This window comes from Zymobacter palmae (genome assembly GCF_003610015.1).
GTDB classification, from domain to species: domain Bacteria; phylum Pseudomonadota; class Gammaproteobacteria; order Pseudomonadales; family Halomonadaceae; genus Zymobacter; species Zymobacter palmae.
In genome coordinates this window covers 601535-614318 of sequence record NZ_AP018933.1, presented here as the reverse complement: position 1 = coordinate 614318, position 12784 = coordinate 601535, and the positions used below count along the sequence as shown (strand labels likewise).

The following is a 12784-nucleotide window of genomic DNA, read 5'->3' as shown; positions in this document are numbered from 1 at the left end:
CGCTCGGCCCTGAGTGCCCTGTGCCTAGTTAAGGCCAGCGAAATGGCCCCTGCATGGTCAGATGCAGGGCATGCCATCGAAGCTCTTGCCGCTACGGCCACAAGCTTCGACTCAACCTCAACCGCCGTGATATGCCTTGCAGCATCCACACCTGTCTCAAAGCCACTTTGCACGGTGCACGCAGGGCGCGCCATCGCAGCACGGCCTCTTGGGCCGTAAGTTTCGGCTCAACTAACGATATGCCTTTCTGCATCCGTGCCTGTCTCACAGCGACTTCACACGGTACCTACAGAGCGCGCGCTCACGGCGGTGATCACTGCCGTAATCAACTTACTCAGTGCAGCTAAGCGCCGCCGCTCGTTCCGCTTACCTTCCCCGGCATGCTTTTCTCGGATAAGCACCGTCCACGTGGTGCGTGACGCCATAACACTTGCTACTCGTCATCCAGTACCCAGTGGTGTGTTACATAGGCGTTGCGCACCATCGGGTGCTGTTCATTGAGAACGCCCTTGAGATCGCTCAGCTTGATACGCACCCACTCGGGGCTGAAATCCGTTGATGCTTCCCCGATATAGATGAACAGCATGCCGCTTTCGATATAGAACACTTGGTTATCGGTGATGTTGGCAGCGGTCATTTCCATCTGTTGCTGGCGTGAACCGTGAGTACCACGGGTCAGCAGCTGCTTCAGGCGGGGGTGATAATCATCGGTAAACAGCTCTCGGAAGGTGATCTGGTGACCGTTGCCAAGATCATAGTGGCGGGTTTCAAGACCCGTTTCCGGGATCATTTCAGCGTGAGACAAGCGTTCCTTGTCGGCGATGATGCTGAGTACCTGCCCTTCGACAACGGCATCGACTAGCACGTCAATGTCAGCAGACCCGAGTGCCTTACGTTCGTAACCACTAAACAGCCAGTCATGCACCACACTGTTGATCCGTCGTGACATGGCGCGGTTAGCCATGCCCATCACCATCGGGTATTCGATGTCGACACGCACTTCGCGATGGTCGTCGGGGCTAACGTTGGTGTCATTGCGACGCGGGTCAGGCTCGACACTGTGGAAGGTCACGATCTTGATTTTTACATCGGACTCTTCCGCCTGATGCGCCTTGATGAAATAGGTCAGCGTGCCGTCGGCCTGTACCCACGGCGATACGCTCATTATCCCTGCACCCAGCATGTAGCACAGATATCGCCAAGCACGAGTGGACCACCGGCGGTGACGATGCAATAGCTGGGCTGCCCTCATTATTCCTACTCCATTACAGTCATACCAAGGTCGCTACTCTATGCTGTCCGCCACATCAGATGCAAATGATACGCAATGGCTCGCAGCGGCAACCTATTGATTCTGGATGGCACATATCCTCGCTGATGAACGCTTAATGATCGCTTACACATGAAGAAACGCCGTGCCAGTTACCTGACACGGCGCAACGTTCAACGATGACGAATCACGAACACCTTGTGGATATCTGGACGGCGCTGGAAATCGGGGTCCAGCGTACGCGAGGTAATGTCTTCCACGTCGTAATGTTCTGCCAGTGAAGGCTCTAGCTTGAAGCGACGCTGGTTATTGGAGAACACCAGTGTGCCGTTTTTCGCAAGACGGGCCATAGCGCTGTTGATCAGCGGGATCTGGTCGCGCTGCACATCAAACGTGGCCTCCATTTTCTTCGAGTTGGAGAACGTCGGCGGATCAAGGAAGATCAGATCGAACTGGCTGCGGTCTTCTGCCAGCCACTTCAGGCAGTCTTCACGCTCAAGGCGGTGGCGGCGCAGGTCAATGCGGTTCAGCTCGAAGTTGTCACGCCCCCAGTCCAGATAAGTATTGGACATGTCAACGCTGATGCTTTCGCGGGCACCGCCCAGTGCCATATGGACTGTTGCCGTAGCGGTGTAGCAAAACAGGTTGAGTACGCGCTTGCCATTCGCCATCTCGCCCAGCATCAGACGTACCGGACGGTGGTCAAGGAACAGGCCGGTATCGAGGTAGTCACGCAGGTTCACCCACAGCTTTGCTTTCCCCTCTTCGACCACGAGGCGTTCTTGGCTGTTGCTCTGGCGTGTGTACTGTGCCTTGCCTGCCTGACGCTGGCGACGCTTGAGGTAGATATGGTCGCTGGCCACGTCCAGTACCTGCGGCAGTACCGTCAGCGCTTCCATCAGGCGACGCTCGGCCTGACGCGGATCAATACCCTTCGGCGCCACGTATTCCTGCACATGAACACGGCTGCCGTAGATGTCGATCGCCAGTGCGTATTCCGGCATGTCAGCATCGTACAGGCGGTAGCACTGCACACCGCTGCGCTTACGCCATTTGGCCAGCCGCTTGATGTTCTTGCGCAGGCGGTTGGCAAACATCTGTGCGCCTTCCGACAGCGAAGGCGCTTCTTTCACTTCCCCTTCGGGAGTGAGATTGCCATGCGCTTCTGCAACGGCCTGACGCTCTTCTGTGGTACGGATCTCAAACAGGAACAGCTTGCACGCCAAGGCACCGTTGAAGAACGAATACTGCTTGTGCGCCTTCATGCCGAAACGGTAGCCCAGCTCGGGGTTGCCAGTGAACAGTGCCACGCTCCAGCCCGGATAGTGCTGGCGCAGGCGAGCGCCCAGCTCGCTGTACAGCGGCACCAGTGCCGGCATATCACCGATACGCTCGCCGTAGGGCGGGTTGGTGATAACCAGACCGGTTTCATTGGGGGCCAGCGCCGTCAGGCGCGTGGCATCGCCGCGTGTCAGGGTCATCAGCTGGTCGACCCCTGCACGACGAGCATTGGATGCAGAGGCCTGAATGACATAGCCATCAACATCCTGCCCGATGAAAGCGGCACGGCAGCGGCGCTTGCCCGCTTCGGCGCGCCAGCGAGCCTCACGCTCGACCTGCTTCCACAGTTCGGGGTCGTGTTCTTGCCAGCCTTGGAAGCCCCAGCGCGGGCGACCCAAGTTCGGTGCGATATCGCACGCCATCAGCGCACCTTCGATCAGCAGCGTACCCGCCCCACACATCGGATCGACCAGCACTTCACCTTTGCGGGCGCGCTCAGGCCAGCCTGCACGGACCAGCAGTGCTGCCGCCAGGTTCTCCTTCAGCGGTGCTTTACCACCCTCTAGACGATAGCCGCGCATGTGCAGGCTGTCGCCAGACAGGTCAATCCCCAGTGTCAGCACGTTGCGGTGCAGATGGGCATAGATGCGCGTATCCGGGCGATGGGGGTCAACGTTGGGACGTAGCAGCCCCTGCGCCTGAAAGCGATCGACAACACCGTCCTTGACGGTCTGAGCACCGAACTGGGTATGGCGAATGCCTTCGGAGCGGCCATGGAAGTCGACACGCAGCGTGGCATTTTCCGGCATCAGCGTTTCCCAGCTGACATCACCGACGGCCTTCAGCAGGTCAGCGGCACTGTCCACTTCTTCAACGCGGGCTAACGTCAGGATGATGCGGTTAGCCAGACGTGACCAGAGGCACATCTGATAGAGCGTCTGCAGCGTGGCGCGCCCGATGACCCCCGCTACGGTGGTGCGTTCGATCTCGGCATCCAGCGTCACCAGTTCATCGGCGACGAGTGGTTCGATACCGCGTGGGCACGTTGCCAGGAAGGCATAAGTATCCGTAGGCACGGAAGCCAGTTCAGGTGTAGTCATGGCAGAGGCGTCGATCCGGAAGGATCACAGGATTCCCGAAAAATGAGGACAAACCCGGTGACCATAAAGGCCACCGGGTCGCAAACAAAAGGACTGGAGGGAGGACGTTGGAACTTACACGTCCCGCAATGCGCGCGCGCAGGCCCCGACAAGGCCCGGACCACGATAGATGAACCCTGAGTAGAGTTCGACCAGCTCGGCCCCGGCACGCTGTTTTTCCAGTGCGTCATGACCTGACAGGATACCGCCCACGCCAATAATCGGCAATGTAGGCGCACGATGATGGATGCGCGAAACGATGCGTGTCGATGCATCGGCAACCGGACGCCCCGACAGCCCGCCGGTTTCACCAGCATGGCGGTGCCCTTCTACGGCCTGCCGGTCGATCGTGGTGTTGGTCGCGATGACGCCATCAATCTGATGCCGTACCAGTGTATCGGTTAGCGCGTCGATCTGCTCGTCGCTCATGTCCGGTGCAATCTTGACGGCGATCGGCACGCGGCGTCCGTTCTCACGATCGAGGCGCGTCACTTCAGCCTTCAGCGCCGACAGCAACGGATCAAGGCTGGAATCGCCTTGCAGATCACGAAGTCCCGGTGTGTTTGGCGAGGAGATATTAATGGCAATGTAATCGGCATAGGGATGAACGGCACGCAGGCAGATCAGGTAGTCATCCACTGCCTTTTCGAGCGGCGTATCGCGGTTCTTGCCGATGTTGACACCGACGATGCCCTTATAGCCAGCACGCTGCTGCTTGAGCTGCTCAACAAGGTGATCAACCCCCTTGTTGTTGAAGCCCATGCGGTTGATGATCGCTTCATGCTCGGGCAAACGGAACAGGCGCGGCTTGGGATTGCCCGGCTGGGGACGTGGCGTGACGGTCCCCAGCTCAATAAAACCGAAGCCCAGCGCACCCAAGGCAGCCAAATAGTCGCCATTCTTATCGAGCCCCGCAGCCAACCCGACACGGTTGGGAAAGGTCAGCCCCATGACGGTAGCGGGATCCTCGACGTGATGTCCGCTGACCATCCGCATCATGTGCAGCTGATGCCCCAGACGCATGCCTTTGAGACTCAAGGTGTGTGCTGTTTCAGGATCGAGCCGGAACAGAAGTGAACGCGCAAGCCCATACATTGCCGACATAGCCGTTGCCTTTGTGATCGTGGTGAAAGAACGCTTTCTGCTGCCCTGCCCCATCGGACACGACCGACAGGGCGGTGCTACAAAGCGCGCTCAAGGGATCTCGAAAAAGGGACCCTGCTCACCGGTGACGTGCCCGCCATCACGAGCCGTTCACCAGCAGACAGGATCCCCGGAGGAACATTGTCGGAAGCACACCCTAGAAGGCGTGTGGAATTACGGCAACAGGACCAACTGCCGCAACCCCTTTCTTCGTGGAAGTGTCCCGCCCCGCCGCCGCTCTTCGGCAACAAGGTGCATACCATCACGCATCGCTCAACCGCATGCGTTAATGCCACACGGCTTGAGCAGGGTGACCCTGCGGCTGCCATAACAAAAAATGGCAGCCGTGTGGCAAATGACCTCACGCGATGCTCGCCCTGCGTGCCGATAACGACCGATTGCCCTACGTTCAACGACGTTCCAGCAATACCCCACATTCACAGTGATGGGTATAGGGGAACTGATCGAACAGCGCCAGCCGCGTAACACGGTGCGTTTTAGTCAGCTGTTCGAGGTTGGTTTCCAGCGTATCCGGATTGCATGAGATATAGACGATGCGCTCGTACTTGGCGATCTCGGCGCAACTGCCTTCGTCTAGACCTGCGCGAGGCGGATCAACCAGTACCGTCGAAAAATCATAGGTATCGAGTGCTAGGGCCTGGGCACGGCGCCCCACGCGCTCACCGCTCAGCGCCTGCGAGAAGTCTTCGCTGGACATGCGCGCCACAACGACATTATCGAGGGCATTGGCCTCAATGTTGACCTGTGCGGACGCCACCGACGTACGGGAGATTTCGGTACCCAGTACACGGCGGAAGTTTTCGGCCAGCGCCACGGTGAAATTGCCGTTACCGCAGTACAGCTCGACCAGATCACGCAGTTCTTCACCAGCGCGCGGACGCGTTGCCTGACGCGCCCATGTCAGCATCTTGGCAGCGATGACGGCGTTGGGCTGGGTGAAGCTGTTCTCAACCTGCTGGTAGTGGAACGTCTTACCTTCCACTTCAAGATGTTCGGTCACGAAATCGTCAACCAGCACGATACGCTGCTTGCGTGCACGCCCGATAATCTTGATGTCGAACTGCTGCTGAAGCGCACGTGCTTCGGCTTCCCATGCTTCGTCCAGCTGGCGATGGTAAATCATGCTCACTAGAGTTTCGCCGCCCTGAGTGGACAGAAACTCGATCTGGAAGATCTTGCGTCTCAACACATCGCTGGCGCGGATAGCCTGACGCAGCGGCTCCATCAGCGCGTTGATGCGCGCGTTAGCCACGGGAAACGTATCGACACGAACGGGGCGCTGCTTGCCGGGCAGGTCGGGATCAGGTTCGAACATGGCGTAGAAAAGGTCATCACCTTCATGCCACAGACGAAATTCAACGCGCTGGCGATAGTGAGTCGGCGGTGACGCCAGCACTTCCAGCGCCGGAGGATCGAAGCGGGCAAACTGCGTTTCGATGCGATCACGCTTGGCTTCCAGCAAAGCTGGATAGGCCGCAGGGTCAACGTTGGGTACGCTCAAGACAACCTCTCAGAAGAACGGATCCGAGGCCGCGCCGAGGCGGCGTGGGCCAGACGGTGCGCCGGGCACCGTACGATTGGCGGCACATTCTACGCGTTTGCGACCAGCTCGACCATCAAACGGCGTGCAGGAGGAACGCCCATGCCCGCCAGCGCCTGTTCAAGGCCTGGCCGTTCGGGGGCAGTAGCAAGACTATAGTTCTCGCTCGCCACGTCGCTCGCGGCTGCGTCCCCCCCCTCGATCGCCCTACCCTTCAGCACGTCAGCCGTACGGCGAGCAATAGCGGCACCGGAATCCAGCCAGCGAATGGCTGAGCGGCCATGCGCCCGCGCAATCCGTTCGCACTCCTCCTTCACCAAGGGGAAGTGGGTACAGCCCAACACCACCGTATCCAGCAGCGGATGCGCCCACAGCGGTGCCAGCATGGCTTCCAGCACGGCATCGTCGAGCACCTCGCCACGCAGCTTGCGCTCGGCCTGCCCGACCAGTGCATCGGCCGCGATATTGACCACCTCGCACTGTGCAGCAAACTGCTGGATGAGGCGTTGAAGATAGGCGCCATTGATGGTCGTGGTGGTAGCCAGCACGCCGATCACGCCACTCTGCGACTGTTCGGCAGCAGGCTTAACCGCTGGCACCGTGCCGATTACGGGGATATCCAATGCTTGTCGCAGATCATCAAGCGCCACGGTACTGGCCGTATTGCAGGCAACGACCAACGCACAGGCCCCCGTTTCATGCACCGCGGCCTGACAGACGCTGACGATGCGCTCACGCAGCCAGTTGGTGGGCTTAGTGCCGTACGGTAGCGCAGCGTTGTCGCATGCAAAGACGAAAGGATGCACCGGAAGCTGGGCACGGACATGCGCCAGCACGGAAAGGCCGCCAACGCCTGAATCGAATACGAGAATAGGAGCCGTCATGATGACATTGCCAAGGGTAGAAGTGACGTATGCACCGCAGGGTGCGTTCTGTTCAGACACGGTTAGACTGTCCATTATACAGACGAATGGCGCAGTCCCGACCGCAAGAAGGCTCGCGATGCCAGAGGTGACGTTCGCTGCCGCACATGCCACCATAATGAGCCCTACGCGGGAGACATCATATTCCCGTAGAACTCTACAAGGATAGGAAAGGCAATGGATCTTTTCGCTGCCGAACAGACGCGCATGGCCAATGAACAGGCGCCGCTGGCCTGGCGCATGCGCCCGCGTACGCTGGACGAATACGCCGGCCAAGATGCCCTGATCGGCCCGGGCCAGCCACTGCGCCGCATGGTCGAATCTGGCGTGATTCGCTCGATGATCCTATGGGGACCGCCCGGCGTAGGCAAGACAACACTGGCCGAGCTGCTGGCCGAGGCCTCCAACGCTCATCTGGAGCGGCTGTCAGCGGTCATGGCCGGGGTCAAGGACATACGTGACGTCGTTGAACGCGCCCAAGTGCAGCAAAGCCAAGGCCGCCAGACACTGCTGTTTCTCGACGAGATCCATCGCCTTAACAAGTCCCAGCAGGATGCCCTGCTACCGCACGTCGAATCCGGCACGCTAGTGCTGATCGGTGCCACGACGGAGAATCCTTCGTTCGAGGTCAACTCGGCGCTGCTGTCGCGCGCGCGCGTTTATGTGCTGAAGCAGCTGACTGAAGAGGATCTGGTCGGCGTGTTGCGCCGCGCACTGGATGACCCCAAGCGCGGTCTGGGCAAGCGCAAGCTGGCCGTGACCGACGACATTCTCGGTACGCTGGCCCGTGCCGCTCAGGGCGATGCTCGCCGCGCGCTAGGCCTGCTGGAAACCGCCACCGACTTTACCGTGCAGGAAGGCGATCACGAGCGTTTGGATGAAAGCACTCTGCAGGAGCTTATCGGCCATCAGTCTACCGCCTTCGACAAGAACGGCGATGCCTATTACGACCTGCTATCGGCCATCCATAAATCCATTCGCTCATCGCGCCCCGATGCGGCCCTGCTGTATATCGCACGCTATATCCGCGGCGGCGGTGATCCTCTTGATGTCATCCGGCGTCTTGCCGCCATTGCGACCGAGGACGTAGGCAACACCGACCCTCGCGCCCTGCCACTGGTCATGTCGTGTTGGGACTCCTACCTGCGGCTGGGCGACCACGAAGGCCAGCGTTCTATCGCACAGGCCGCCATCTACTTGGCTGTGGCGCCCAAAAGTAACGCCGTCTATAAGGCGTGGAAGAAAGCGCAGGCCATGGCAGAGCAGTACCCCAATCTGGAAGTACCGCTGTATCTGCGCAATGCCCCGACCGAGCTGATGGCCTCGCTCGGCAACGGCACCGGCTATCGCTACGCACACGACGAACCCTATGGCTATCCTGCGGGTGACGATCATGACTGCTGGCCGGAAGGCGTACCGAAAGACGTGCTGTACGAACCAACGGAGTACGGTGCAGAGAAGCGTTTCAAGGAAATCATCCAGTGGCGGAAAGGACGCGATCAGACACCGCATTCTTCCTGAAGCCAGCAAAGGACAGGGGACCACCCTGTCCTCGCACGGAGCCAGCAACGCTTCGGTTCCTCTGAGGGTGCGAACCGCTAAACGCCGCTGACTCATAATCAGAGGGCGCCCGTTAATACCGGGACTATCACCGTATTAAAGTGTGCTTCCCCCAAATATTCGCTAAGAATAATGACCGACTGTTCTTGTAGTTATCATAATGATATTCGGCGCCTTTATGCCTCATAAAAAATAAATATATTTTAATAAAAACATCACCATAGGATAATTAATCCCCCTTTTATACCAACCATACTTATATTGAAAAAAACCGTTAAAAATCTATCGTCACGATGCAGTAACGCATCACTATTAGATCGTGCTTATTATGTTCATCATTCTTGAATATTCATGGTTAAATAAATATATCCACTCTCTGTTATTGCTTCACAACTGCATCATGCCTTGGGCCTATGGCTTCTGGCTTGGCACCTGAACTAGAGTAAGGCGATAGGCGTGCACTTATCGTGTACGGCCTCGACATTGATCTCAGCTTCAACCACGTATCGACTGCATTCAAAGGAGTCCACGGATGAACAAGGACACTGTTTCCACTGCCCCTGATGGGCAACCTTTCCAGCTTGCCGAACTGCGCAACGCAGCGGGTATGACCGTAACGCTTATGGACTGGGGGGCTACACTGCTTTCCATCAAGGTGCCCATGAACGATGGCAGCGTCCGCGAGGTGGCACTGGGCTGCGCGCATACCGCGATATGGACACAGCAGGATGCCTGCTTGGGCGCATCCATTGGCCGCTATGCCAACCGCATTGCCGATAGCCGCTTCACGCTGGACGGCAAGGTCTTTGAACTGGTGCCCAATCAGGGCCAACACCAACTTCACGGTGGACCAGAGGGGTTCAACAAGCGCCGCTGGGACGTCGAGCACCAGAGCGCTAATAGCGTGCAGTATGCCTTGACCTCCAACGATGGCGATCAGGGCTTTCCCGGCACACTGCATGCCACAGCCCGCTTCACCCTACACGATGACCAGCGGCTGACCATCGACTATCAAGCCAATGTCGACCAGCCCTGCCCGGTGAACATGACCAACCACGTCTACTTCAATCTTGACGGCGTACAGGGCGATATTCGCTATCACCGCCTGCAGGTTTTCGCTGACCGTTATCTTCCCGTCAGCAAAGAAGGCATTCCGAAGCGTGGACTGGTACCGGTCGATGCCACCAGCTTCAACTTCCGCCAGCCCAAGGCCATCCTCGAGGACTTCCTGACCGACGACGACCAGCGCAACGTCAACGGCTACGATCACGCCTTCCTGCTTAGCGCCAAAGGCGACCTCAAGGCCCCCGCCGCTCACGTCTGGTCAACAGACGGCTCACTGCAGATGACTGTGCACACTACCGCCCCAGCGCTACAGGTCTATACGGGCAACTCACTGGAAGGTACACCCGCACGCGATGGCGGGCACTACGAGGCATGGCAAGGGTTGGCACTGGAAAGCGAATTCCTGCCGGATAGCCCACATCATCCCGAGTGGCCGCAGCCTGACTGCATGCTGCGCCCGGGGCAGCACTACCGCAGCGTGACGGAGTACGCATTCATCTCATAAACTGCGTACGTCAGCATGGCCGATACGGTGAATACTCTTCGCTTTCACCGTATCAGTCAGGATCGGCTTCCCACGCGACACAACCTATCTGCTCATCCCTCCCCTCACGAGCAGGGCAAGCCCTGTGCCAAGATAAACGCGGCCGCTAGTGACGCTTGCAGTGAGCCGTTCAGCACAGGCTTAGAAACAGCAGGCTATGCCATAGCACTACTGTGCCGAGGCCGCCGTCACATCGCGCATCGCGCCTGCCCGTTTGGATCAAAGGGCGCTTACGATGAAAAACCTCTCCCCCCCAGTTGTGCGTTCGCCACGAGCTGTGGATAAACGCTCGTTCAAGACACACCGCCCTTATGAGTAAAGCGCTTTAGTGCTGACGACATATTCTGCTCGTTCGATAGCGGACAAGTTTTGGAAGTAGTTATTGATATCCTGTGTCAGCTGTTCGACTTCTTCCGAGCAAGGGCCAGCACGAGTGATGTCTCTTTTATCAAATATCGCGCCCACGATATTCTTGCCAATCAGCATCATATTCAGGTGCTGTGCATTAACGTGCCCCTTACCCTGATGTGCCAGCAAATTGGATTTGGCCACGATGTTCTTGCGCCAGACGCAGTCTTGATGATCAGACTCATCGCTGGCAGCACGCCGCTCGTTGACGGTAAACGTTCCGCTTTCATCGTATGAAATCAATTCCAGCTGATCGCGCGACATGCCTTTGAAGGGGTTGGTACCACGCCCGCGAAGGTAATCGGTAGCCTGATGCGCCAGAGCGGCAGCATCGGGGGCGTCCACATCCAATCCCTCCTTGTCGAACACCTCTCGCTGCGGCGATTCAAGATCAAACATGAACAAATCTTCCGACGTCTTGGCCCACTTGACGAGGTCCTCATCGCTCAATCCCTGCGGCATAGCGGCCGCAGATCGGCTTAAACCTTGAGCAAGAAACGAGGTGTGCTCGGAATTCTCAGCCTTATCCACCGAAGGCGTGTTTCCTCCCACCGAAGAGCGTTCAGCCATCGACGTGCCCGCACTGATGCTGGGTGTTAATACCGTGCCGTAATGATGAGAAGCCGTATCGGTCACTGCCAGAGTCAACATATTCATCCCCCCTCTAAATATAAGAAGTAGTGTTATATGAGGCCTGTACCATAGACGGCCAGACCCCATATTTATCAATCTTTGCTATTGACTGCATTTATTTCATAGTAAAGACAACGTGCCATGAATGATCCTTCAAGTCGGCACTGATTATGTCCGCTGTACACCTAGCACCACCTTGTGGCGTCGCAAACTTAAACCACTGAGGAATATAGGTCTTATATCCCACCATTTTATTTACGAACAGACTTCTGAAATTGCACGCTTTTGTTCCCATCGTATAATGCAATTCAGCATAGTTGGTGCCTTCTCCTACGTTATTATCCACGGCGAAAGTATCTTCTTCACTGGGACGTATTTGCGCTTTGGGCGTAGGATGCGCATTCATCAGTGTGTATCGGTGATTGTTATTGACACTATCCCGTATAATCGGTGACGCGCCTAGGTTTTTGACCGTCACGGTAACAGCGGGAGAAGCTTCGGCACAGGCCGTCTGCAAAAACAGTGCGGCGATTATCCCCTTCCACCAGTGCTTAGAGGCTGTTCCACACCCTAAGAGACAGCCTTTTCCTATTATGGAGCAGACCGTTTCTACCGCATTTTTGTGGCTGGACGCTTTATTCACGACATAGGTATTGACGTTATGAAACACGCGCTTATCCATTGCACTCTCCTTTTCGTTTTATTCTAATAGCCAATAATGCTTCGAATAATTCAGCATATTAGAGCATGTTTCATAACCTCAATGTTTCTGTCATCGATAGATGGGTTAAGTCACAAGAGCACAGCAGAAACCGTTTATTCTAGTAAGGGCAAAAAAATCACTCAGATTATGAAACGGCCTCTTAATGCATTACTTTAATTCAAAAGTAGCCATTTCATATACCATAAACACTGGCAACAAACACTATAGTCGTCAATAATGATACATCAATGGATGAAAAAAATATAATTTAATCGCCATTTATAGCAATACTCACCAAAACCACACTATTTATTTATATAAAGTCACTATTCATAGCAGAAATACCGTTTATAACCAATGGCAGATCAGTAGATTGATGTCTTTGAATTACAATATTTCAATATCAGTCTATAACCATGAAAAACCGATAATAGCGTGCATCAATGCCTCCCTGTCAGCCACCGCGCTACAACATTGCTATCGCCGTCCGGTGTGGACAGCCATAGGCATTGGCACCGGCGGGTAATGACAACCTTTCTGCCAGCGCACATGAG

Annotated in this window: 9 protein-coding genes; 2 read left to right on the top strand and 7 right to left on the bottom strand. The window is 56.6% G+C overall.

What is annotated here, in order from left to right:
* Positions 1 to 433 precede the first annotated feature (433 nt).
* The 5 genes from ZBT109_RS02715 to murI all read right to left on the bottom strand — a co-directional run bounded on the left by ZBT109_RS02715 (position 434) and on the right by murI (position 7338).
* Positions 434 to 1165: a hypothetical protein gene (locus ZBT109_RS02715; RefSeq protein ID WP_027704913.1), complete on the bottom strand. Its 732-nt coding sequence runs from the start codon at positions 1163 to 1165 to the stop codon at positions 434 to 436.
* A gap of 278 nt (positions 1166 to 1443) precedes the next feature.
* The gene (gene rlmKL, locus ZBT109_RS02710) at positions 1444 to 3651 is read right to left on the bottom strand and encodes a bifunctional 23S rRNA (guanine(2069)-N(7))-methyltransferase RlmK/23S rRNA (guanine(2445)-N(2))-methyltransferase RlmL (protein ID WP_051523744.1); all 2208 of its coding nucleotides are present in this window, start codon (positions 3649 to 3651) and stop codon (positions 1444 to 1446) included.
* Between the two features lie 114 nt (positions 3652 to 3765).
* A complete protein-coding gene (locus ZBT109_RS02705; RefSeq protein WP_408646074.1) occupies positions 3766 to 4794 on the bottom strand; it encodes a quinone-dependent dihydroorotate dehydrogenase in 1029 nt (342 codons plus the stop codon).
* 448 nt (positions 4795 to 5242) lie between these two features.
* Complete coding sequence (trmA, locus tag ZBT109_RS02700; protein WP_027704910.1) at positions 5243 to 6355, bottom strand: tRNA (uridine(54)-C5)-methyltransferase TrmA; 1113 nt, start codon at positions 6353 to 6355, stop codon at positions 5243 to 5245.
* A gap of 89 nt (positions 6356 to 6444) precedes the next feature.
* Positions 6445 to 7338, bottom strand: coding sequence for a glutamate racemase (gene murI / locus ZBT109_RS02695; RefSeq protein ID WP_324603175.1), 894 nt, complete (start codon positions 7336 to 7338; stop codon positions 6445 to 6447).
* Between the two features lie 156 nt (positions 7339 to 7494).
* Between murI and ZBT109_RS02690 the strand changes: the two genes are divergently transcribed.
* Complete coding sequence (locus ZBT109_RS02690; RefSeq protein ID WP_027704908.1) at positions 7495 to 8838, top strand: replication-associated recombination protein A; 1344 nt, start codon at positions 7495 to 7497, stop codon at positions 8836 to 8838.
* A 571-nt stretch (positions 8839 to 9409) separates the two neighbouring features.
* The gene (galM, locus tag ZBT109_RS02685; RefSeq protein ID WP_027704907.1) at positions 9410 to 10447 is read left to right on the top strand and encodes a galactose-1-epimerase; all 1038 of its coding nucleotides are present in this window, start codon (positions 9410 to 9412) and stop codon (positions 10445 to 10447) included.
* A gap of 348 nt (positions 10448 to 10795) precedes the next feature.
* On the opposite strand, the gene ZBT109_RS02680 is transcribed toward galM, so the two are convergent.
* Together ZBT109_RS02680 and ZBT109_RS02675 are read right to left on the bottom strand one after the other, a co-directional pair.
* Positions 10796 to 11545, bottom strand: a complete 750-nt coding sequence (locus ZBT109_RS02680) for a hypothetical protein (RefSeq protein WP_051523743.1) — start codon at positions 11543 to 11545, stop codon at positions 10796 to 10798.
* 97 nt (positions 11546 to 11642) lie between these two features.
* Complete coding sequence (locus tag ZBT109_RS02675; protein WP_051523742.1) at positions 11643 to 12209, bottom strand: hypothetical protein; 567 nt, start codon at positions 12207 to 12209, stop codon at positions 11643 to 11645.
* Between the last annotated feature and the right edge of the window lie 575 nt (positions 12210 to 12784).

Coding starts and splice junctions, on each gene's coding strand:
- ZBT109_RS02715 (WP_027704913.1), bottom strand. CDS start 1,165: ATGAGCGTATCGCCGTGGGTACAGGCCGACGGCACGCTGACCTATTTC.
- rlmKL (WP_051523744.1), bottom strand. CDS start 3,651: ATGACTACACCTGAACTGGCTTCCGTGCCTACGGATACTTATGCCTTC.
- ZBT109_RS02705 (WP_408646074.1), bottom strand. CDS start 4,794: ATGTCGGCAATGTATGGGCTTGCGCGTTCACTTCTGTTCCGGCTCGAT.
- ZBT109_RS02690 (WP_027704908.1), top strand. CDS start 7,495: ATGGATCTTTTCGCTGCCGAACAGACGCGCATGGCCAATGAACAGGCG.
- galM (WP_027704907.1), top strand. CDS start 9,410: ATGAACAAGGACACTGTTTCCACTGCCCCTGATGGGCAACCTTTCCAG.
- ZBT109_RS02680 (WP_051523743.1), bottom strand. CDS start 11,545: ATGTTGACTCTGGCAGTGACCGATACGGCTTCTCATCATTACGGCACG.
- ZBT109_RS02675 (WP_051523742.1), bottom strand. CDS start 12,209: ATGGATAAGCGCGTGTTTCATAACGTCAATACCTATGTCGTGAATAAA.